The following is a 22,780-nucleotide window of genomic DNA, read 5'->3' on the forward strand; positions in this document are numbered from 1 at the left end:
AGGCCAACACGTCGCGAATGGCGTCGTCGAGGGACTCGCCGGATTGAAAACACCTGCCGAAAGACGCCGGAATTGTCGCCGGTGTCGGTTAGCCTCGCCACGAATACCGCGAGGGGGAGCCAGTGTGATCGATTCGCCCAACGAGCCGCCGCGGCTGGCCAACGCCGCCGAACGCCGCACCTGGGAAGCGCTCGTCGACCAGGCGCAACCCGACGACCTCGTGGTGCCCGGCCAGCGGGTCACCGACCACCTCAAGGACCACGAGGTCGACTTCGTCGTCGGCCTCGAAGGTGCGGGCATCGTGTGCCTGGAGGTCAAGGGCGGCGAGGTGTGGCACGACGGCGACGGCTGGCGGCAGACGCGCGGCGGTCGGCAGTGCGCCATCGAACCGGTACGCCAGGCCCGCGAAGCCTGTTATGCACTACGGGATTTCGTCGAAAAAGATCCCCGCTGGACGCAGGGCCGGTTGCGGTGGGATCACGTCGTGGTGCTGCCCAACACCGAACTGCCCGCGGACTTCGGGCTGCCCGAATGTCCCCGCTGGAAGGTCATCGACCGCAACGACCTGCCGAACCTGGTCGACCTGCTGCGCGAGGTGCTGCTCAAACAGGAACTCGACCGGCCGCTGCTGACCGGCGACGGCGTCGAGCAACTGCGGGTCGCCCTGAGCGGCAGAGGATTACCGCAACGCGACGTCGTCGCACGCGCACTGGCCAACGAGGACGCCGCCGACACCCTCACCGAACAGCAGGCCGTCATCCTCAACGCCGCGCGCCTGCTCAACCGCATCGAGGTGCGCGGCGGCGCGGGCAGCGGCAAGACGTTCCTGGCGATGGAGCAGGCCCGCCGCCTCGCTCAGGACGGGCAGCGGGTCGCGCTGGTCTGCTACTCGCACGGGCTGGCGTCATACCTGGAGCGGGTCACCGCGACCTGGCCGCGCCGCCAGCAGCCCGCCTACGTCGGCGAGTTCCACGCCCTCGGCGTCCAGTGGGGCGCCCCGGAAGGTCCCGACGAGGCCCTGCGCACCGAGCAGACCGTCCAGTTCTGGGAACACGACCTGCCCAGCCAGATGACCGAACTGGCAGCACAACTCGAACCGGGACACCGGTTCGACGCGGTCGTCGTCGACGAGGCGCAGGATTTCGCCGACGCGTGGTGGGACCCGCTGCTCGGCGCGCTGCGAGACCCGGTGGAGAGCGGGCTGTACGTGTTCAGCGACGAGGGTCAGCGCGTGTTCAACCGGTACGGGTCCCCGCCGGTGCCGCTGGTGCCGCTGATCCTCGACCACAACGTGCGCAACACCCGGCAGATCGCCAACGCGTTCCAGCCGCTGGTCGATCACCCGATGCGGTTCCTGGGCGGCGACGGCCCACAGGTCACGTTCGTCGCGTGCGACCGCGACGATGCGCTCGGCGTCGGCGACGATCAGGTGGACTCGCTGCTCGATGCCGGCTGGCGCCCCGAGGACATCGCGCTTCTGACCACCGGCAGCCGCCACCCCGAACAGGTCGAACGCCAACGCGACGGCAACACGGCCTACTGGGACACGTTCTGGGACACCGATCAGGTGTTCTACGGCCACGTCCTGGGCTTCAAGGGCCTGGAACGGCGCTGTGTGGTGCTGGTGATCAACGAACAGAACAAGTTCGACCGCTCCCGCGAACGCCTCTATGTCGGATTGTCCCGTGCGCGTGACCAACTCGTGGTGTGCGGCGACCCGGAGTTCATCTGCGACGTCGGCGGGGCCGATCTGGCGCGGCGGCTGGGGATCTGACCGCCCGACGTCAGGGATTCCGGTGTGTCGGGGTGTAGACCACGAGCTGAAGCTCGGGTTGATCCGACGGACGCAGCTGGTGGTGCTCATAGGTCACCACGCCGAACTCGGGATGGTGGAACACCCGCTCGCGTGACTCGAAGCCACGGATGTCGTGGCGCTCCCACCCCGCCCGGAACTCGTCACTGGCCTCCGACAACCGCTCGATCAACCCGAGCAGCGTGGGATTGCCCAGGCGCGGGCCGATTTCGGCGCGGAACTCCGCGAGGAAACGTTGGCTGGTCACCGGCCAGTCGTCGAGCAGATCTCGCACGAACGGGTCGGTGAACACCGCCCACAGGAGGTTGCGCTCGGCGGGCGGCGTGGTCGCGACGTTGGGGTACAGGCGTTGGTAGGCCGCGTTCCACCCGGCGATGCCCCACTCCGGCGTCAGCGCGTAGGCGGGGTTGTCGCCGATCGCATCGAGCAGGCGCTGCACATGCCCGGGGACGTCGGTGACGTCGTCCGCGGGAGCCGCCGACACCGGCGCGAACCCGGCCAGCGTCAGCACATAGCGATGCTGCGCCGCGCTGAGGCGCAGGGTGCGGCTGACCGCGTCGAGCACCTGCCGCGACGGGTTGATGTCGCGGCCCTGCTCGAGCCACGTGTACCACGTGACGCTGACCCCCGACAGGTACGAGACCTCCTCACGGCGCAGCCCCACCGTGCGGTTACGGCCCGCGGGCGGCAGGCCGAAGTCGGCACGGTTCAGACGCTCACGGCTCGCACGCAGGAACGCGCCGAGTTCGGCACGGTGCTCCTCCTGGGTCGCCATGCCCCGAGACTAGTGCTCTCACTACTAGTGGTGAGGCCGTCTTCCGCCGCGACGCGCTGATGCGGACAGTGTCCGCATGGCATCTTCTTCCATTCCCCTGCGGTCCCGGACGGTGACGCACGGACGCAACATGGCAGGTGCCCGGGCGTTGCTGCGCGCCGCCGGGGTGGCCCGCGAAGACTTCGGCAAGCCCATCGTCGCGGTCGCCAACAGCTTCACCGAGTTCGTGCCGGGCCACACGCATCTGCAGCCGGTCGGCCGGATCGTGTCGGACGCCATCCGCGCGGCAGGCGGCATCCCGCGCGAGTTCAACACCATCGCCGTCGACGACGGCATCGCGATGGGCCACTCGGGCATGCTCTACTCGCTGCCCTCGCGCGACCTGATCGCCGACTCGGTCGAATACATGGTCCAGGCCCACAAAGCCGATGCGCTGGTGTGCATCTCGAACTGCGACAAGATCACACCAGGCATGCTGATGGCCGCGCTGCGACTCAACGTGCCGACGGTGTTCGTGTCCGGTGGCCCCATGGAGGGCGGCCGCGCCACGCTGGTCGACGGCCGGGTGCGCACCGGGCTGCATCTCATCGACTCGATGAGCGGGGCCGCCGACCCCACCACCAGCGACGAGGACCTGGCGCGCATCGAGGAGGCCGCGTGCCCGACGTGCGGCTCGTGTTCGGGCATGTTCACCGCCAACTCGATGAACTGCCTGGTCGAGGCCCTCGGCCTGGCACTGCCGGGCAACGGTTCCCTGCTGGCCACCCACACCGCGCGAAAGGCGCTGTACCAGAACGCAGGCCGCACCGTCATGGAGCTCGCCGAACGGTACTACGACCAGGGCGACGTCTCGGTCCTGCCACGAGCGATCGCGTCGCGCGCGGCGTTCGAGAACGCGATGGCGATGGACATCGCGATGGGCGGCTCGACCAACACCGTGCTGCACCTGCTGGCCGCCGCACACGAGGCCGATCTGGACTTCGCCATCACCGAGATCGATGAGATCTCGCGACGCATACCGTGCCTGTGCAAGGTCGCGCCCAACGGCTCCTATCTGATGGAGGACGTCCACCGCGCCGGCGGCATCCCCGCGATCCTCGGCGAACTGCACCGCGCCGGGTTGCTGGCCAAGGATGTCCACGCCATCCACGCCGCCACGCTCGACGACTGGCTCGACGCCTGGGACATCCGCGCCGCCGACCCCTCCGATGCGGCCGTCGACCTGTTCCACGCCGCGCCGGGCGGGCGCCGCAGCGCGACCGCGTTCTCGCAGTCCGAACGGTGGGAGAGCCTGGACCTCGACGCCGCGGCCGGCTGTATCCGCGATGTCGACCACGCCTATTCGCCCGATGGCGGACTGGCGATTTTGACCGGCAACCTGGCGCCCGACGGCGCGGTGGTCAAGACCGCGGGCGTCGACGAGACCCTGCTGATCTTCACCGGCCCCGCCGTGGTGGTCGAGTCCCAAGAGGAGGCGGTCGACGCCATTCTCGGTGACCGGATCACGGCAGGCGACGTCCTGGTGGTGCGCTATGAAGGCCCGCGCGGCGGGCCGGGTATGCAGGAGATGCTCTACCCGACGTCGTTCCTGAAGGGACGCGGGCTCGGGAAGTCCTGCGCACTCATCACCGACGGGCGTTTCTCGGGCGGCAGCTCCGGACTGTCGATCGGGCACGTGTCGCCCGAGGCCGCGGCCGGTGGGCCGATCGCGTTGATTCGTGACGGTGACCGGGTCACGATCGACATCCCCTCCCGGACAGTCACTCTCGACGTCGACGGCGACGAGCTCGCGCGGCGGCGCGACGAACTGCTGGCCTCCGGAGGCTACCGGCCCCGTGACCGGGTGCGTCCGGTGTCGGCCGCGCTTCGTGCCTATGCACTGCTGGCCACCTCAGCCGATCGCGGCGCCGTCCGCGACGTCGACAACGTGGTGAGCACCCGCTGAACTCACGCACGCCCTTGCTGCAGCGCCCGCCAGATCCGCGCGGGCGTCATCGGCAGCTCGCGCGGACGAACCCCGACAGCCCGCGCAATCGCATTGGCGAGCGCCGGGGCGACGGGGTTGTACGGTGATTCGCTCATCGACTTGGCGCCGAGCGGACCGAGCTCGTCGTACGTGTCCGCGAAATACACCTTGGTCTGCGGGATATCGGCGAGCTGGGGGATGTGGTAGTTGCGCAAGGTCTGGGTGAGCACCCTGCCGTCGGCGCCGACCCGCATCTCCTCGTACAGCGCCGAACCGATCGCCTGTGCCACACCGCCTTCCACCTGACCGCGGCACTGCTCGGGGTTGAGCACCACACCGGCGTCGGCCGCCTGCACCGACTGCAGGATCCGCACCTCGCCGGTCTCGGGGTTGACCGCCACCCGGAAACCCTGCACGTTGAACGCCACCGAGCGGGGCGTGCCGTCGTGATGCCCGGTCGCCGACAACGGCAACGCCAGCTCGGTGAACGGCACGAACCGGTCGCGGCACTGCACACCATGCGGACCCACGACGCACGACACCGCGTCCACACCGGTCAGCTCGGCCGCGGCGCGTTCGATCGCGGCGCGCAGCGCGACGCACGCCTGATGCACCGCACGCCCGGCCACGACGATGCCCGCCGATCCGAAGGCGCCGGTGTCGTAACCCGATGCATCGGTATCGGACTGGCGGATGCTCACCCGGTCGACGGTGGTGTTCATCAGCGTCGCGACCAGTTGTGAGTGCACGGTGGTGGTGCCGTTGCCGAATTCGGCTGTCCCCACCGACAACTCGTAACGTCCGTCATCAAGCAGTGTCACGGTGGCGTCGGCGAAATGGCCCCGCGGTGGGAGCGTCGCGATCATCGCGACCGCCATGCCCTCACCGACCTGCCAGCCCTGGGGCGCGACGGCACCGTTACCCGCGGCGAGCGCATTCTGTGTCAGGTCGAGGCACTGGTCCAGCCCGTAGCTGCCGAACAACAGGTCCTCGGGTTCGTGCGCATCGATCAGCCGGTCACCGGGGCGGACCACGTTTCGCCGTCGCAGCTCGAACGGATCGATGCTCAGGCGTTGCGCGAGCTCGTCGAGGGCCGACTCGATCGCGAAGATCACCTGCCCCAGGCCGTAACCCCGGAACGCGCCCGACGGCAGATTGTTGGTGTACACCGACTGCGCGTCGATCCGTTTGTTCGCACACCGGTACACCGCAACCGATTCGGCGCAACCGTGGAACATCACACCGGGGCTGTGATTGCCGTACGCGCCGGCATCGGTGAGGACGTCGACGGCCAGCGCCGTCAACGTGCCGTCCTCGTCGGCCGCCACCGTGACATCGACCCGGAACGGGTGTCGGCACGGCGCCATGGTGAACTCGTCGGACCGGCTGAACTCATAGCGCACCGGACGGCTCAGCCGCAGCACCGCCAACGCGACCAAATCCTCGACCAGCATTTCCTGCTTGGCGCCGAAACCACCGCCCACACGCGTGGCAAACACCCGCACCACGTCGCGGTCCAACCGGAAGATGCGGCACAGCTCGTCACGTACCAGGAACGGCACCTGGGTGCTGGTGCGGATGGTCAGCCGCCCGTCCTCGTCGACCCACCCCGTGCAGCCGTGGGTTTCCAGGTGCACGTGCTGCACCCGCTGCGTGCGATACCTCCCGCGGACCACGGTGTGCGCGGCGGCCACGGCCTGCTCCACATCACCGATGCCGCCGTGCAGTTCGGCGACGACGTTGCGCGACGGGTCGGCGATGCGGGCGTCGGGACCCTTGTCGGCATGCAGCAGCGGCGCGCCGGGGGAGCGCGCCTCGTCCGGATCGAACACTGCCGGCAACTGCTCGTACTCCACGGCGATTGCCCGGCAGGCCTTTTCCGCGGCGGCGACGCTGTCGGCGACCACCGCGGCGACCCGCTGGCCGACGAACCGCACGGTGCTGTCCAGCACGTAGGTGTCGTCCGGGTCGTCCTCGCGGATCTCGTGGCGTGCGGTGGAGAACGCAACGCGCGGCGCGTCGAGGTAGGTCAGCACCAGGTGCACGCCGGGTACGGCCTCGGCGGCGCTGGTGTCGATCGCGACGATGCGCGCGTGTGCCACCGGACTACCCAGCACCGCCAGGTGCAGCAGGCCTTCTGGTGTGTGGTCCATGGTGTACTGCTCGGTGCCGGTCGCGACCCGCACGGCGGCCGGTGCGCCAACTGAAGCGGTTGTGCCGCCGGATTTCTCGACGTTGCTGACGCCGTCGAGCGCATCGGTGATGGACCGGTAGCCGGTGCAGCGGCACAGGTTGCCCTTGAGGTGCTCGGCCAGGTTGGCGCGCTGTTCTTCGGTGAACGTCGACGCGGTGGTGATCATGCCGGCCGTGCAGAAGCCGCACTGGAATCCCGCCGCTTCGACGAACCGGCGCTGCATCGGATGCAGATCTTCGGATGTGCCGAGGCCCGCAACGGTTTTCACGTCGCGACCGTCAGCGCGGAACGCCGGATATACACAGGAATGGACAGCAACGTCGTCGATCAGCACCGAGCATGCGCCGCAGTCCCCGGCGTCGCACCCCTTCTTGACCTCGAAGTGGCCGTGGTCGCGCAGGAAGGTGCGCAGACACTGCCCGGGCTGTGGGGCACCGGAGACGGGTTTGCCGTTGACGCGGACGCTCATGTCAGCTCCGAACGGACCTGCTCGGCCAACACGAGCGTCATCGCCCGGCGCCAGTCCGGATCACCGTGCGGATCATCCGACCACGCGTCCGGCGGAATCGACGCGTGCGCATCCTGGAGTTGATCCCGGCTGGGAACCCCGGGAAACGTGAACACGAACGGACGCACGGTCGCCGCGGTCACCGAGAGGACGAACCGTCCGCCGTCGGACTCGGTGTCGCGGCGGCCGATCACCACGATGCCGGAGCGCCCCAACGGCGACGGGGCGAGTTTGCGGTAGGACGTGCGGGCGCGCAGTGCGGCGGCGGGAAGATGCACCGAGCGCAGAACGTCCGTGGCGGCCAGGATGTTGGTGCCCGCCCCGGTGACCAGAGCGGCCACCGGCAGGCGGAAATCGTTGCCGTCGGAGCGCCACACCGTGGCCTCGCCGTCGAGCGCCGTGCACAACGAAATCATCGCTCCGGCCGGAAACGACAGACAGATGTTGCCGCCGACCGTGGCGCAGTGCCAGATCTTGAACGACGCCAACAACGCTCCGCAACATTGATGTAACAATGGCGCGGCTGTCCATTCGGTCCGGTGTTCCTGCAGATCGGCTGACAGGCGGGCCACGTCGGCCAGCGTGCACGTCGCGGCGAGCTCGATCCCGCTGTCGCTCAACGTGACCGGCGGCCACCCCAATCCGGTGAGGTCCACGAGCCTGCGCAACTGCGGCTGCGGCTCGGAAAACAGCCAGGTCCCACCGGCCAACACCGCGTCGCCGGTCCCCAGTGGCCACAACTCGTCACGACGGGTCGGCCGGTCCACCACCTCGACGGTGTTGAGGTCCATTCCCGCGACCGTAACCAAAGTGACCGCGCCGTGCAGCCTGAATCCCGGCACACCGCTCGGCGTGCGAACCGCCGCGATCTGTTCGATTCTTAGTCGGTGGTCGCACCGCTAACGCTGCAGTCCAAGAAACGTGTGCATCCGGTCGACGAGGTACCTCCCGTCGGCAAGCTCGCCACGTACGGGTTCCAACATGTGGTGGCGTTCTATGCCGGTGCGGTGCTGGTGCCGATCCTGATCGCCAGCGCCATCGACCTGCCCACGCAGGACCTGGTCAAGCTGATCACCGCCGACCTGTTCACGTGCGGTATCGCCTCGATCATCCAGGCCGTCGGGTTCTGGAAAGTCGGTGTGAGACTGCCGTTGCTGCAGGGCGTGACTTTCACCGGGGTGTCACCGATCATCGCGATCGGCCTCGCGCACGGCGGTGGTGCCTCCAGCCTGCTCTACGTGTACGGCGCGGTGATCGTCGCGGGCATCTTCACGTTCCTGATCGCTCCGGTGTTCATCAAGTTGCTGCGGTTCTTCCCGCCCGTGGTCACCGGAACGCTGATCACGATCATCGGGCTCTGCCTGGTGCCCGTCGGCGCGCACGACGCGGTGACCAATCCACACACCGGCGAGGTCGATCCCACCAACCTGCGGTGGTTCCTCTACGCCCTGGGCACCATCGCCGTCATCGTCGCGATCCAGCGGATCTTCAGTGGATTCCTGGCCACCATTGCGGTGCTGCTCGGGCTGGTGATCGGCTGCGCGGTGGCATACGCCTTGGGCGACATGAACTTCGACGACGTCGCACAGGCGAACATGTTCGGCTTCACCCAGCCGTTCCTGTTCGGCATGCCCAAGTTCGACTTCGTCGCGTGCCTGACGATGATCATCGTGCTGATGATCACCGCGGTCGAGTCCACGGGAAGCACGTATGCGACCGGTGAGATCGTCGGCAAGCGCGTCAAGGCCTCCGACATCGGCAACGTGCTGCGCGCCGACGGCCTGGCCACCAGCATCGGCGGCGTCTTCAACTCGTTCCCCTACACCGCGTTCTCGGAGAACGTCGGCCTGGTCCGGCTGACCGGGGTGAAGAGCCGCTGGGTGGTGGCCGCCGCCGGCGTGATCATGATCCTGCTGGGGTTCCTGCCCAAGGTCGCCGCCGTGGTGTCCTCGATACCCCAGCCCGTGCTGGGTGGCGCCGCGCTCACGCTGTTCGCGACGGTGGCCGTCGTCGGCATCCAGACGCTGGGCAAGGTGGACTTCACCGACCACCGCAACCTCATCATCGTCACCACCAGCCTCGCCGCGGCGCTGTGGGTGACGTCGTATCCCGATGTGGCGCAAGCGCTCCCGGCCGGTATCGATCTGCTGTTCGGCAGCGGCATCAGCATCGGCGCGATCTCCGCGATCCTGCTCAACGTGGTGTTCTTCCACCTCGGCGGTCGCGGTGCGCGCGTGGCGGGCAGCGGCACCATCACCCTCGACGAGGTCAACGCCATGACCGAGCAGCGTTTCAAAGAGGTGTTCGGGCGTGTGGTGCAGAACGTGCCGTGGGTGCTGGAGCGGGTGTACACCAGCCGGCCGTTCACCGATACGAACGCGCTGCGACAGGCGTTCCAGGACGCCCTGCTAGCCGGTTCGGCCGATCAACAATTGGAGCTGGTGCGGGCATTCCCGGATCTGGGCGCCGAGGACGAGACAGGGCATGCGCTGGCCGTCGACCACGTCGCGCTGTCCAACCTCGACGAGGACGACCACAACGACGTCGTGCAACTGGCCACCGCGTACCGCGAACACTTCGGATTCCCGCTCATCATCTGCGCGCGCGAGACCCAGCATTTCGACCGGATCCTGCAGAACGGCTGGTCGCGGATCGACAACTCGCCGGCCGCGGAGAAGTCGTTCGCGCTGATCGAGATCGCCAAGATCGTCAAATACCGGTTCGACGACCTGGTGGCCGACGCCAACCCGATTGCGGCAGCACGCTTCGGTCGCCTCACCGAACTCCGGTGACATGACCGGCCGCACACTCACCATCGCCGATTTCAATGAGCTCAGCGACCGCCAGCGGATGCACGTGCTGTTCGACGTGTGCACGTCCACGATCTGGGCCCGGCGGGTACTGGCCGGGGGACCGTTCCCCGACGTGGACGCGCTGCTGGACCGCGCCGACCGGGTGCTCGCCGAACTGCCCGACGCCGAGATCGACGAAGCGCTCGACGGGCACCCGCGCATCGGCGGCCGCGTCGACAACCCGTCCTCGGCGCGCGAACAGGCGGGCGTGGCTGACGCCGACGCGGCCGTTCGCGCCGAGCTGGCCGAGAAGAACCGTGTCTACGAGGACACGTTCGGGTACGTCTACCTGGTGTGTGCCAGCGGCCGCTCCGCCGAGGAACTTCTCGCGATCCTGACCGAGCGCCTGGAGAATGACCCGGAAACCGAACGCCGAGTCATGCGCAACGAGCTGGCGAAGATCAACCGGCTGCGGCTGCAACGCCTGTTCGCTGAGGGGGAGACATGACACATATCAGCACCCACGTGCTCGACACCGTCACCGGGCGTCCGGCCGAGGGAGTTCCCGTCACGTTCAGCGACGCCGAGGGCACCGTGCTGGCACAGGGCACCACCGACAGCGACGGCCGCATCCCCGACCTGTACACCGGACCGGCGTCGGGAATCCACCGGTTACGTTTCGACACCGCAACGTATTTCGCTGCACAGCAGGTGAGTAGCCTGTACCCGGAGGTCGTGGTCGCGCTGGACATCACCGGCGCCAAGTACCACGTGCCGCTGCTCCTGGCGCCCTTCGCCTATTCGACGTACCGAGGAAGCTGATATGTCCGACATCATCCTGGGCAAGAACCAGTACGGGAAGGCCGAGAACCGCGTCGTGCGGATCTACCGCGACAGCCCGCGGCACGAGATCCGCGACCTCAACGTCTCAACCTGCCTGCGCGGCGATTTCAGCGGCGCGCACCTCACGGGCGATCAGTCGCAGGTGCTGCCCACCGACAGCCAGAAGCAGACCGCGTACGCCTACGCCAAACAACCCGGCATCACGACCATCGAGGAGTACGGGCTGGCGCTCGCCCGCCACTTCGTCGATGACGTCGAACCCGTCGCTGCGGCGCGCATCGAGATCGACGAATATGCCTGGGAGCGTGTGGTTGTCGACGGTACCGAACACGACCACACCTGGATCCGCAAAGGTCAGGAGACCCGCACCGCGGCCGTGACGGTCGACGCGGACGGCGCCTGGATCGTCGGCGGCCTGAAAGACCTGGTGATCCTGAAGTCCACCGGATCGGAGTTCGCCGGATTCCTCACCGACGAGTACACGGTCCTCGAACCCACCCACGACCGCGTGATGGCGACCTCGCTGATCGCGCAGTGGCGGTTCACCACCACCGACGCCGACTGGGACGCCATCTACACCGGGGTCAAGGCGCATTTGGTCGAACAGTTCGCGGTGCTGCAGTCGAAGGCATTGCAGCAGACGCTGTTCCACATGGGCAAGGCCGTGCTGGAGAGCTACCCGATGATCGCCGAGGTGCGCCTGTCCGCACCCAACAAGCACCACTTCGCCTACGACCTGTCGCGGTTCGGGCTGGAGAACAACAACGAGGTGTTCCACGCCGACGACCGCCCGTACGGCCTGATCCAGGCCACCGTCACCCGCGACGACGCGCCGCCGCCCGGACCGGCATGGGATCTGCAGCAGGGCTGGCTCGCGTGACGCGCTGGGGGACACCGTGGCGAGGCTGGTGATCGACGGCGCCGCGATCGCCACCGTCGACGCAGCGCACACCGAACACAACCGCGGGTACATCGTCGTCGACGACAACATCATCACCGCGGTCGGCGCGGGCCCGGCGCCCGAGGTGCCCGGCGCCAAGACCATCGATGCGCGGGGGTGCCTGGCCACACCGGGCCTGGTGAACACCCACCACCACCTGTATCAGTGGATCACCCGTGGCCACGCGCAGGACGGCACGCTCTTCGAATGGCTGACCACGCTGTACCCCCTGTGGAGCCACCTGGACGCCGACCTGGAGTACGTCGCCGCCAGTGCGGCACTCGCGGCGCTCGCACTGTCCGGGTGCACCACGACCACCGACCACCACTACGTGTTCCCCCGCGGCGGCGGTGATGTGCTCGGAGCGGAAATCGCTGCCGCACAACGCATAGGGCTGCGCTTTCACCCCACCCGCGGCTCGATGGACCTGGGCGCCTCGGCAGGCGGACTGCCGCCCGACAACGTGGTCGAGGACATCGACGCCATCCTCGCGGCAGGTCAGGACGCCGTGAGCGCGCATCACGACCCCTCGTTCGGGTCGATGTGCAGAATCGCGCTGGCCCCGTGCTCGCCGTTCTCGGTGAGCGGCGAGTTGATGCGGGAGTCCGCGGCTCTGGCCCGCGAGCTCGGCGTGCGGCTGCACACCCACATCGCCGAAACCACCGACGAAGAGCAGTTCTGCCTCGAGCGCTTCGGCGCACGTCCCGTCGACTACGTCGAATCGCTGGGCTGGCTGGGCGACGACGTCTGGTTTGCGCACGGTGTGCACCTCTCGGCGTCTGACATCGCCAAGCTCGCGCAGACCGGCACGGGGGTGGCGCACTGCCCGAGCTCCAACGCGCGCCTGGGTGCGGGCACCGCACCGATCCCCGAACTGTTGGCCGCGGGCGTGCCCGTGGGCCTGGGTGTCGACGGCGTGGCCTCCAACGAGCACGGCGGCCTGGGCGGCGAGCTGAGGCAGGCGCTGCTGATGGCGCGCAACCGCTTGGAGCCGACGGCGATCACTGCGCGACAAGTACTGCAAGCGGGCACAATCGGCGGTGCCCGGTGCCTCGGCCGTGACCGCGAACTGGGCTCGCTCGAACCCGGCAAGCTGGCCGACATCGCGCTGTGGCGGGTGGACGGCCTGGGCCACGCCGACATCGACGACCCCGTGTGCGCGCTGGTGTTCGGGCCGCCCGCGCCGCTGCGGTTGCTGCTGGTCAACGGCGTCCCCGTGGTCGCCGACGATGAGTTGCGCACGGCCGATACGGCGACGTTGGCGGGTGATGCCCGCGACGCGGCCCGCACACTGCGAGCGCGGGCCGGAACATGACGACCTACCGCGGGCACCTGATCCACATCGGCGGTGCGCCGCGACTTGCCGACGCCGCGCAGTGCCTGGTGAACGAACCCGACGGCGCCATCGTGGTCGACGACACCGGGCGGATCACCTACAGCGGTCCGTTCGACGCGCGGCCCGACGGCGGTGCGGTGGTTGATCTGCGGCCTGCGTTCCTGCTGCCGGGATTCGTCGACACGCACATCCATTTCCCGCAGACCTACTGCACCGACTCCTACGGCGGCGGCCAGTTGCTGGACTGGTTGTCGCGCTGCATCTTTCCCGCCGAGGCGAAGCTCGCCGATCCTGCGTACGCGCAGCGGGTCGCGCAGGACTTCTGCCGTCGCCGGATCAGCGTCGGGACGACCACCGCGCTGGTGTTCGGGTCGGCGTTCTCACACGCGCAGGACGCATTGTTCCGTGAGTCGATCCGGACCGGGCTGCGGACCATCTCGGGGCGGGGGATTCAGACCGTGGGCCCGCCGTCGGCCGAGCCGTTGCTCACCGACGAGGCGACGGCCATCTCGTTGGTGGCCGAGGAAATCGTCCGATGGCACGCCGCCGACACCGGTGATCCGGCGACGGCGCTGGTGCACGCCGCGGTGGTGCCGCGGTTCGCGCTGTCGGTGACCACCCAGACCCTGCATGCGCTCGGCGAACTCTACGACTCGGTCCGCGACCGCGGCGTGTACTTCCACACCCACCTCAACGAGAACATCGACGAGGTCGCCGCGGTTCGCGAAACCTACGGTGTGCAAAGCTACCTGGACACCTACGACGCGATCGGCAAGACCCTGCTGGGGCCACGCAGTGTGCTGGCACATGCTGTGCACTGCACACGCGATGAACTGGCGCGGATGGCCGACACCGGCACGTCGATCGCGCATTGCCCCACCTCGCAGCTGTTCCTCGGCAGCGGCGTCATGCCGTGGCGGGCGACGGTGGGAAGCGGGGTGAATGTCGCCCTCGGAACTGATGTGAGCGCGGGCGACGAGTGGCTGATACCGCGCGTGCTCAACGACTGCTTCAAGGTGCACATGTCCGAACCGGGCGATCAGGCCGTGGCGCTGCATCCGGCCGAGCTGCTGTTCACCGCGACGCTCGCCGGCGCGCGGGCCCTTGCGCTGGAGGACCGCATCGGTAACCTCGACGCCGGCAAGGAGGCCGACTTCGTGGTGGTCGACCCGCACCGCCAGGAACTGCTGGCCGAATCCCTTTCCCAGATCGACGAATACGACCGTGACGCACAGTTGTTCACGCTGCTGATGGGCATGCGGGAACAGGCTGTGGTCCAGGTCTACGTGAAAGGCCGCAAGCTCAACTGACCTACTGCTGCGGTTGCGGGCATGCGCGAGCGGGCTTATGTTGCGAATACCCGAGTTCAACGTGATACGACGTCCCCAGCAGGGCGGGATACGGACACCTCCGGGCCGTACGACTGTGAAGTCACCACGCCAAAGGAGTTCGCCATGAGCAGTTTTCGGGTGCCGGCCATCGACATCAGCCCCTACGTGACGCATGGGTCCGCGTCGTCAAGGGCCACGGTCGCCGCTGATATGGACCACGCGTGCAGCACCGTGGGTTTCGTCCAGATTCACGGCCACGGCATCGATCCCGGAGTGATCGCCGGTCTCACCGACGCCGCCGATGCGTTCTTCGGACTGCCGCTCGCCGAAAAGAACAGGTGGCGTCGTCCGGCGTCGGAGAACCGCGGGTACAGTCCGCCGAAATCCGAATCGTTGCGGCTGAGCCTGGACGCGGCGTCGACCAACAACATGAACGACTTCTTCGAGGCGTTCAACGTGGGCCGCTCGCTGGATGATTACCCGAACGTCCCCGACGACGTGCGGCATCACTACGCCACGAACACCTGGCCGGACGTCGACGGATTCGACAGCGCGGTGTGGGCGTACTTCGGTGAAGCCGAACGGGTCGCGACGACCATGACCACGATCTTCGCCGACGCGCTGCACCTCCCCGTCGACTACTTCACGAGCCGCACCGGTCACTCGGTCAACACGTTGCGGATCAACAACTATGCGCTACCCGAGGACACCCGAGTTCCCACCGACGGTGAGTTGATCGGCATGGGTGAGCACACCGATTACGGCATCGTCACCGTGCTGTGGGCCGATCAGGCTCCAGGTTTGCAGATCCTCGGCAGCGACGGCGCCTGGCACGACGTCAGACCGGACGACGGCGCGTTGCTGATCAACCTCGGCGATCTCACCGCGCGGCTCACCAACGAACGCTGGTTGTCCACGCTGCACCGGGTGCGGCCGCCGGTGGTCGACGGACGAGTGCAACGGCGTCGCTCCGCGGCGTTCTTTTTCGACGCGAACGCCGACGCCGTCATCGCGCCCCACCCGTCGTTCGTCGACGCGTCGCGTCCTGCGCTGTACGAACCGGTCACGGTCGACGAGCATCTGCGCGCCAAACTGGCGGGTTCGCGCATCGGGATTCCCAACACCGCAGCCGAACGCGAATCGGCCCGGTTGCACGCCTCGAGCTCGTCGGGCGCGCAGTAAGGGTGCGCCGGGGAGATATTTGAACCCGGCAAATTAGCCGAATCCACCGTTCGTACGACTGTGCGGCGAGTACGGTGCGCTATACCGTTGCGTTTGCAACGCCGGCTTTCAGACGTACCTGGAGGGGTGTATGTCGAAGGGCTTCCGCCTGCAGTATCCCTGCGGATCCGGTGTACTGCTGTTGGTGGGCCTGGGCATAGGAGTTGCCCGCGTTCGGGAGAGCAGTTCGACCAAGCCGAGGAAGTTCGATCGACGCGCCGTCGGGCAGGTTGTCACTGCCGCGCGCCGGATCGTCGGCTCCTACGCAGAATTGCCGACCCAGTACGTCGATGCCCACGGTCACGCGTACTCGACGAACCTTCCCGCGTCGCAAGCATGTTCGATTCCCGTGGCGCCCCGATGTGAACATGCCCTGCTGCCGCGCGTCGTCGAGGATGGCGCGTCGGCCGGCCGGCTGGTCCTGAAATCGACGTGGAACGTCGAACCGGCGCGGGATCGTGCCGTGGTGGAGCAGTCCGCGTAGATCGCGCACATCTGGCGCCCTGAGCAGGGCGAACACCAACTTGTCGGTGCCCTCTGTCAATCTGTTCGGCTCGCAACCGTGCGGGCGACGAACGACAGATTGGGGGAACTGCCATGACCGCCTGCTCGGCGCGAATGCCTTTGAACGGACATCGGCCCAACAGCCACATCGAGGCCCTGACGGCGTCGGTGTGCCCGGAGCCCACGCGACCCGCACGCCCTGCGCGCGTGGAGCTTTCGGCCCGCGAACAGGAGATCCTGATCGCGTGGCTGAAATCCGACAGCAAGACCGAGGTCGGAAAGGCGCTGCACCTCGCACCCGGCACGGTGCGCACGTACCTGCAGCGCATCCGCGACAAGTACGAGCGCGCCGGGCGTCCCGCCCGCACCAAGGCCGCGCTCGTGGCGCGGGCGATCCAGGACGGCTACGTCGATGTGGCGGACCTGTGATGCGGGTGCACATTCTCCGGGCCGACGACTGGACGGCCGGTGTGATCACACTGCTGGCGCCCGCGTAACCATGCCGGCCGTGGCGTCACCCGGTTGGGGGCGCCCGGCTGCCGGAGGCTTTCCACATCCACACGGTGGACCCGTTGCCGCGTGTCGGTCCTCATCAGCCGCTACGCAACTCCGCCCGCGTTGATTGCCGAGACCTCGTGCAAGAGAGCGGGTTTCGATCATAGGTGGATTTTATGTTCGCACAGCATCCCGAATGTCCGGCGTGTGGCGGCCGGCAGACCACGAAGCTGGTGTACGGCATGCCGGTCGACACCGACTCGTGGGATCCGTGGCTGTACCCGGCCGGATGCTGCGTCATGCCCCAGCAATGGCGCTGTGAGGTCTGTGATCACGAATGGTGATGCCCCGCGGTCTGGGGAGGTGGGGTATTCATGAAAAGTGCGATATCACCGGTGATATCGCACTTCTTACGCAAGCACATAACGCTCACAGGTGCTGAAGTGACGGTTGTGACGACCACTCCGACTTGTCACCACGTCTGAGTAGCGTCCGCGACATGAGTGACAAACGGAGAGCGCGCCGGGCGAAACAGGCCCGCCGCGATGCGCGACGAGCGAAGAAGCGGGATGCGGGGACGGTTCTCACGTCGGAACTGATCGACATCATTCGCGGCACTTTGGCAGGTCATCCTGTCGAGCTGCTCTGCGTGGCCAGTCGCCTGGCGGAGGCCTACGAAGGTGACTCGCTCAGCGCGGACACGAGTGTCGGCGAGATGTTCAACATGATGCTCACGGCGCGGGACAGGGAGACGTTGTCGCTGCTCGCAGTGCTCGCCGAGCTTCTCGTCGACAAACCCGAGATCCAGCGTCGATGTCGACAGGTGGTGGAGGAGCGAGGTCGCGGCTTGCCGCGATGGATCGCCGCACTCCCACAGATCGAGGTGCACCGGGCCGTGCGGGGCACGCACTTACTTGGTGACTTCGAGGAGATCCTGCTCGGTGCCCGTATCGACGGGACCCACGACTTGGCGGTCTCGGTCCACATCGATCACAACGCGTTGTCGAGCGTCATCGATGGGTCTGCTGTGCCTCTGTCGATCGACGAGGTGCTTGCCAAGGTAACCAAATCTGCCCGAGAGACGGAGATCTCCGAGATGAGCCTGGCAGATGCGCGAGCGTGGATCGAACGCGGGCTGGCCAGAAAAACGTGGGTTCGACAGGGGGAGAACGGGATACTCGACCGCCCCTTGCTTCGCTGGCTGGTGCAGCGGCTGCCGGACGGCGGCAAGTGCACAAGACCACACCTCGGTTCGATCAGTGTCGGGGAATTGTGTGACCAATTCTATTCCACAGAACCATCTGCACCCTTCGGCAGCACTGAGCACCGTCTGCTGCTGTCGGAGGTCCTCCTTTGCAGCGTCGATCCGTTGCCGGTGGAGTCCCAGTCGCGTCGAACAGGTTCTGAGAGACGACAACACCTACGACGAATATCCGCTTGAAGTCGCGTTGGATCTCCCCGATCTGTTGCGTGTGTACATTCCGTTCGCACACGCGCAGCGCGGCATTCGCGACGAACTCACGTCACGAACCATCGCGACGCTTGATGGATTCGAACCCGAATACATAGATGAGGTGTTGCGACGAGCCGAGTGGTGGGATGTCGATGACGCGGTCTAGCCCAGATTTTTCGCGGATTATCTCTGGTGAGGGCGTGTAGATAAGCGAAAGTGCCTGTCCTGCAAGGGATAATTGGACTTCTCTAGGGTTCAACCATCCTGACGGGAAGGCACTTCGCAGGTGAAGAGTATCGCGGCCGCATCGCGGGTGAAAGTGTCAGCCGACGGCCACGGGGTCGTGTCGCACGCCGGGATGGGCCTACTGCGGGAACTGGCCGACCGGACCGGCCTATCAGCGCAGGTCACCGGCGCTTTGGCCGACACCTACCGCGGGCCGTGGACCTACGCACCCGGCGAGGTGTTCGCCGATCTGGCCGCGGCGGTCGCCGACGGCGCGGACTGCATTGACGGGGTCGGCCAACTGTGCGGCGACCGTGAGCACGCGTTCGGCGCGAAAGCCTCCACGACCACGATGTGGCGGCTGGTCGATGAGCGCATCGACGCCGCACACCTGCCTGCGGTGCGCGCGGCCCGCGCCAGCGCGCGGGCGGCGGCCTGGGCCGCCGGTGCGGCCCCCGAACCGGGTGGCTGGCTGCACATCGACATCGACGCCACCGTGGTGATCGATCACTCCGACAACAAACACGGCGCGACGCCGACCTGGAAGAAAACGTTCGGACACCATCCGCTGCTGGCGTTCCTGGACCGCCCCGAGATCGCCGGCGGGGAAGCCCTGGCCGGGCTGCTGCGCAGCGGCAACGCGGGCTCCAACACCGCCAGCGACCACATCATCGTCCTGGCCCAGGCGCTGGCAGCGCTGCCCGCGCCGTGGCGGCCCGACTCGAGTCGTGGCGGTGATCCCGACCGGCCCCAGGTGCTGGTGCGTTGCGACACCGCCGGAGCCACCCACCGATTCGCCGACGCCTGCCGCGAGCAGGGAGTCGGATTCTCCTTCGGCTACCCCGTCGACGCCCGCGTCCAGGACGCCGCCGACACCCTCAACCTTGCCGAGGGCTGGTACCCGGCCATCGACACCGACGGCGGCATCCGTGACGGCGCCTGGGTCGCCGAGGCCACCACCTTGGTCAACCTCAACAGCTGGCCGCCGGGCACCCGGCTGATCCTGCGCAAGGAGAGACCGCATCCCGGCGCCCAGCTGCGGTTCACCGACACCGACGGAATGCGCGTCACCGCGTTCATCACCGACACACCCACCGGTGTCGTGGCCGGCCAAGTCGCCGGCCTGGAGTTGCGGCACCGCCAGCACGCCCGCGTCGAGGACCGCATCCGCGAACTCAAGAACACCGGCCTACGCAACCTGCCGTGTCACGGCTTCTGGGCCAACGCCGCCTGGCTCGAGATCGTCCTGGCCGCCACCGACCTGGTCACCTGGGCACGGCTCATCGGATTCACCAGTGATCCGACGCTGGCCCGCGCCGAGATCGCCACGTTCCGCTACCGCGTGCTGCACGTCGCAGCCCGCATCACCCGCGGCGCCCGCCAACTCCGGCTGCGCATCGACGCCACCTGGCGCTGGGCATCGGCGATCGCCACCGCCTGGCAACACCTGCGCACCGCCTTCGGATAACAGCCGGCCTCCCGACCGATCGATCACGAAAGACCTACCGGCCATGGGAAAGCCCGCCCCACCCGGCGACACGGGACCACCCCAGCATGCCTTGTGACCGCAGACGTCACCCGACCAACCATCACGCCCTACAAATCCACCGCCATCACCATCGACGAAAAATCCGGGCTAGAGAAGTGGGGTACTCACGAAAAGTGCGATATCACCGGTGATATCGCACTTCGAACTCATACACACCAATCCCGCCAGGTGCGGAAGTGACGGATGTGACCAGCGGTCGCCGACGGACGGTTACCGCGCCACCAACCGATCCAGCGCCGACTGGCTGACGTCATCGGCCGCGCGGCCGATCATCAACCGCTGATCAGTTTCCTGCATCGGCATGAACACCTCGAAATGCATGGCGATCTCGCCGGCCTGAGGATGCCGGATCACCTTCTGACCGCGTCCGCCTCCACTGACGTCCTGGGCCGCCCATAAACGAGCGAACTCGTTGTGCGCACTGGTCAATTCGCCGATGAGATCGGTCAACATCCGATCCTCCGGATGCGCGGCCCACGCGCCACGAAGATTGGCGATCGCGTCCCGCACGACGCGGTCCCGATCCACATAGAACGCGCTGACTTCTGGATGCATCAAACACACCCACATCGCGTTGCGTTGTACCGGGGGAAGCTCACCGAAATCGGTGAGCAGTCGCGCCATCTCCGGGTTCCAGGCCAGGATGTCGAACCGGTGATTCATCAGCATCGCGGGCAGTGGTGACAGGTCGCTCACCATCCGGGCGAGCGGTGGCGCCGCCGTCGTCGCCGGCTTGTCGGCCCCGCGCGGCCGCTGCCGGGCCAGGTCGTACAGATAGGCCCGCTCGGCCGGGCTGAGCCGCAGCGCGCCGGCGAGGGCCTCGACCACCTCCGCCGAGGGCCGCAGGCCACGGCCTTGCTCCAATCGCACGATGTAGTCGGTGCTGACCCCGGCGATCTCGGCGACCTCCTCGCGGCGCAGGCCCGGGGTACGCCGGATCGCTCGACGCATGGGCAGGCCGAGGTCCTGCGGGTTCAGGCGTTCGCGTCGGCTCCGCAGGAATGCGGCCAGTTCGTGCGTCGCATCCACGACAGAGGTCACCATGAACCCTGCAACCGCTTCGGTAGGACTCCTGTTCCCAGGATGTCTCTTCCCTTACCCCCGGCGCGCGCGAAGGCCAGCCTGAGGGGGACGACACATCACGAGCACAGGAGGACACATGGCGCTCACACTCGACACCTACCGGATGCTGGGACGCTCCGGATTACGGGTCTCACCGCTGGCCCTGGGTTCCGCGACCTTCGGTACCGATTGGGGCTGGGGCGCCGAACGCGACGACGCCCGCAAACTGCTCGACCTCTACGTCGAGCGCGGCGGCAACTTCATCGACACCGCCAACACCTACACCGACGGCAGCTCCGAACGGCTGCTCGGCGAGTTCACGCAGGGTAACCGCGAAAGCCTTGTGCTGGCCACCAAATACACCACGCAACGTCGACCGGGCGACCCGAACTCCGCAGGCGCCTCGCGCAAGAGCCTGGTCGCGTCGGTCGACGCGAGCCTGCGGCAACTGCGCACCGATTACCTCGACCTGCTCTTCCTGCACGTGTGGGATTTCGCGACACCCGTAGAGGAGATCCTGCGGGGTATGGACGACCTGGTGCGGCAGGGCAAGATCCTCTACGTCGGTATCTCCAACGCCCCGGCCTGGCAGGTGTCACGGATGCAGGCGATCGCCGACCTGCGCGGCTGGTCACCGCTGGTCGCGCTGCAGATCGAGTACAACCTCATCGAACGCACCGGGGAACGCGACCTGATACCGATGGCACGTGAGATGGGGCTGGGGGTGACGCCGTACTCGCCGCTGGGCGGTGGCGTGCTCACCGGAAAGTACCGCCGCGACGACCTCACGGCGAGCCACCTCGCGTCCGAAGGCAGCACCCGGGGAAGCTTCAACGCCGCCCTGGGCACCGTCACCGAACGCAACATTTCCATTGCCGACGTGCTGAAAGACGTTGCGGCGGAACTGGGCTGCACGTCCGCTCAGGCCGGCCTGGCCTGGATGCTGCAGAACCCGGACATCACGGCGCCGGTCATCGGCGCCCGCACACCCGCCCAACTGGAGGAAAACCTCGGCGCGCTCGACATCGACCTGGCCGAAGACCACCTCGCGCGCCTCGACGAGGCCAGCGCGATCGACCTCGGCTATCCCCATCAGATGCTCGCCAGTGACCACATCCGGAATGTGACAGGGGGATCGTGAGGTTGCGCGTCAACTCTTCCGGTAACGCACCGCGTCGTTCACCAGGGTCACCAACGCCTTGCGCCGCACCTCGGGGCCCTCGCCGGCCACAGTGGTGCCGAGCATGAGATCGATGGCGGCAGGGACCGCAAGCCACCACGCGGCCATCGATCGGGCCACGTAGAGCAGATATGCCGGTGCGACGTCGTCGCGGAGCGTCTTGTCGGCTTGCGCCAGGGCAACGACGCGGCGGTCACCGGCGTAATGCTCGGCCCGCTCGTCGCGCGCCGCAGGTGGGTTGCCGTCCAACGGATTACGGTCGAGACCCTCCCACAGCAGCAACCGCAGATAGTGCGGGTACTCGCGGTGGTAGTCGTAGATGCGCCCGGAGAACTCACCGAGATCATGTGCCAGTTCTGGCGTGAGCGGGACGGCGGCGGCGAGCTTGATCATCTCCTGTTCGAGCACGGCGCTGAACAGGTTCTGCTTGCTCCCGAAGTACTGATAGATGCGTTCCTTGTTGACGCCGGCCCGCGAAGCGACGCGGTCGACGCGGGCGCCCAGCGGACCGTGCTCGCTGAACTCGTGCACGGCGGCGTCCAGCAGCTTCTGCTTGGTGCGCGCGGTGTCCCAGGCCATGCGCGCAGTCTAAC

Annotated in this window: 20 protein-coding genes and 1 pseudogene; 15 read left to right on the plus strand and 6 right to left on the minus strand. The window is 67.4% G+C overall.

All coding sequences use genetic code 11. The features are described from left to right. Positions 1–124: 124 nt before the first annotated feature. Entirely contained in the window at positions 125–1,774 is a 1,650-nt protein-coding gene (locus AT701_RS06670) for an ATP-binding domain-containing protein (protein WP_058125491.1), read from the plus strand. A gap of 10 nt (positions 1,775–1,784) precedes the next feature. On the opposite strand, the gene AT701_RS06675 is transcribed toward AT701_RS06670, so the two are convergent. Further along, entirely contained in the window at positions 1,785–2,588 is an 804-nt protein-coding gene (locus tag AT701_RS06675; RefSeq protein ID WP_058125492.1) for a helix-turn-helix transcriptional regulator, read from the minus strand. 76 nt (positions 2,589–2,664) lie between these two features. Here AT701_RS06675 and ilvD point away from each other — a divergent pair, with 76 nt between their 5' ends. Then, positions 2,665–4,533: a dihydroxy-acid dehydratase gene (gene ilvD / locus AT701_RS06680; RefSeq protein ID WP_058125493.1), complete on the plus strand. Its 1,869-nt coding sequence runs from the start codon at positions 2,665–2,667 to the stop codon at positions 4,531–4,533. 2 nt (positions 4,534–4,535) lie between these two features. Here the strand turns inward: ilvD and AT701_RS06685 are convergent, their stop codons facing one another. After that, complete coding sequence (locus AT701_RS06685) at positions 4,536–7,217, minus strand: molybdopterin-dependent oxidoreductase (protein WP_058125494.1); 2,682 nt, start codon at positions 7,215–7,217, stop codon at positions 4,536–4,538. Further along, positions 7,214–8,047 (minus strand): FAD binding domain-containing protein, encoded by an 834-nt coding sequence (locus tag AT701_RS06690; RefSeq protein WP_058125495.1) that lies wholly within the window; start codon positions 8,045–8,047, stop codon positions 7,214–7,216. Before AT701_RS06690 ends, AT701_RS06685 begins: the two co-directional genes overlap by 4 nt. Positions 8,048–8,143: 96 nt before the next feature. On the opposite strand from AT701_RS06690, the gene AT701_RS06695 reads away from it, so the two are divergent. The 12 genes from AT701_RS06695 (at position 8,144) to AT701_RS06750 (ending at position 19,864) form a co-directional block, all read left to right on the plus strand. After that, on the plus strand, positions 8,144–10,048 hold the full coding sequence (locus AT701_RS06695) for a PbuX/PucJ/PucK family nucleobase permease (RefSeq protein WP_058125496.1): 1,905 nt from the start codon (positions 8,144–8,146) through the stop codon (positions 10,046–10,048). A 1-nt stretch (position 10,049) separates the two neighbouring features. Continuing rightward, on the plus strand, positions 10,050–10,556 hold the full coding sequence (gene uraD / locus AT701_RS06700; RefSeq protein WP_058125497.1) for a 2-oxo-4-hydroxy-4-carboxy-5-ureidoimidazoline decarboxylase: 507 nt from the start codon (positions 10,050–10,052) through the stop codon (positions 10,554–10,556). After that, the gene (uraH, locus tag AT701_RS06705; RefSeq protein ID WP_011727575.1) at positions 10,553–10,870 is read left to right on the plus strand and encodes a hydroxyisourate hydrolase; all 318 of its coding nucleotides are present in this window, start codon (positions 10,553–10,555) and stop codon (positions 10,868–10,870) included. The genes uraD and uraH overlap by 4 nt, the downstream gene beginning before the upstream one ends. Position 10,871: 1 nt before the next feature. Further along, complete coding sequence (gene pucL / locus AT701_RS06710) at positions 10,872–11,771, plus strand: factor-independent urate hydroxylase (protein WP_058125498.1); 900 nt, start codon at positions 10,872–10,874, stop codon at positions 11,769–11,771. A gap of 16 nt (positions 11,772–11,787) precedes the next feature. Continuing rightward, complete coding sequence (locus tag AT701_RS06715) at positions 11,788–13,146, plus strand: 8-oxoguanine deaminase (protein WP_058125499.1); 1,359 nt, start codon at positions 11,788–11,790, stop codon at positions 13,144–13,146. Next, a complete protein-coding gene (locus tag AT701_RS06720) occupies positions 13,143–14,477 on the plus strand; it encodes a guanine deaminase (RefSeq protein WP_058125500.1) in 1,335 nt (444 codons plus the stop codon). Before AT701_RS06715 ends, AT701_RS06720 begins: the two co-directional genes overlap by 4 nt. 144 nt (positions 14,478–14,621) lie before the next feature. After that, on the plus strand, positions 14,622–15,680 hold the full coding sequence (locus AT701_RS06725) for an isopenicillin N synthase family dioxygenase (RefSeq protein WP_058125501.1): 1,059 nt from the start codon (positions 14,622–14,624) through the stop codon (positions 15,678–15,680). A gap of 130 nt (positions 15,681–15,810) precedes the next feature. Beyond that, positions 15,811–16,203, plus strand: a complete 393-nt coding sequence (locus AT701_RS06730) for a hypothetical protein (protein WP_058125502.1) — start codon at positions 15,811–15,813, stop codon at positions 16,201–16,203. 134 nt (positions 16,204–16,337) lie between these two features. Further along, a complete protein-coding gene (locus tag AT701_RS06735) occupies positions 16,338–16,652 on the plus strand; it encodes a response regulator transcription factor (RefSeq protein WP_306672560.1) in 315 nt (104 codons plus the stop codon). Between the two features lie 242 nt (positions 16,653–16,894). Beyond that, the gene (locus AT701_RS06740) at positions 16,895–17,062 is read left to right on the plus strand and encodes an alkylphosphonate transporter (RefSeq protein WP_011727582.1); all 168 of its coding nucleotides are present in this window, start codon (positions 16,895–16,897) and stop codon (positions 17,060–17,062) included. A gap of 155 nt (positions 17,063–17,217) precedes the next feature. Next, positions 17,218–18,159 carry a hypothetical protein gene (locus AT701_RS06745; RefSeq protein ID WP_058125503.1) on the plus strand — a complete coding sequence of 314 codons (942 nt, stop codon included), beginning with the start codon at positions 17,218–17,220 and terminating at the stop codon, positions 18,157–18,159. A 298-nt stretch (positions 18,160–18,457) separates the two neighbouring features. Beyond that, positions 18,458–19,864: an IS1380-like element ISMsm3 family transposase gene (locus tag AT701_RS06750; protein ID WP_011726768.1), complete on the plus strand. Its 1,407-nt coding sequence runs from the start codon at positions 18,458–18,460 to the stop codon at positions 19,862–19,864. 291 nt (positions 19,865–20,155) lie between these two features. Here AT701_RS06750 and AT701_RS06755 read toward each other — a convergent pair whose 3' ends face one another. Beyond that, positions 20,156–20,989, minus strand: coding sequence for a helix-turn-helix transcriptional regulator (locus AT701_RS06755; RefSeq protein ID WP_058125504.1), 834 nt, complete (start codon positions 20,987–20,989; stop codon positions 20,156–20,158). Positions 20,990–21,104: 115 nt separating this feature from the next. On the opposite strand from AT701_RS06755, the gene AT701_RS06760 reads away from it, so the two are divergent. Next, positions 21,105–22,148, plus strand: a complete 1,044-nt coding sequence (locus tag AT701_RS06760) for an aldo/keto reductase (protein ID WP_058125505.1) — start codon at positions 21,105–21,107, stop codon at positions 22,146–22,148. Positions 22,149–22,157: 9 nt separating this feature from the next. Here AT701_RS06760 and AT701_RS06765 read toward each other — a convergent pair whose 3' ends face one another. Both AT701_RS06765 and AT701_RS35620 read right to left on the minus strand, forming a co-directional pair. Then, complete coding sequence (locus AT701_RS06765; protein WP_235630851.1) at positions 22,158–22,580, minus strand: hypothetical protein; 423 nt, start codon at positions 22,578–22,580, stop codon at positions 22,158–22,160. A gap of 72 nt (positions 22,581–22,652) precedes the next feature. Next, positions 22,653–22,766, minus strand: a pseudogene (locus tag AT701_RS35620) (TetR family transcriptional regulator); the annotation flags it as partial. Between the last annotated feature and the right edge of the window lie 14 nt (positions 22,767–22,780).

It is taken from the genome of Mycolicibacterium smegmatis, assembly GCF_001457595.1.
In the GTDB taxonomy this organism is placed as follows: Bacteria; Actinomycetota; Actinomycetes; order Mycobacteriales; family Mycobacteriaceae; genus Mycobacterium; species Mycobacterium smegmatis.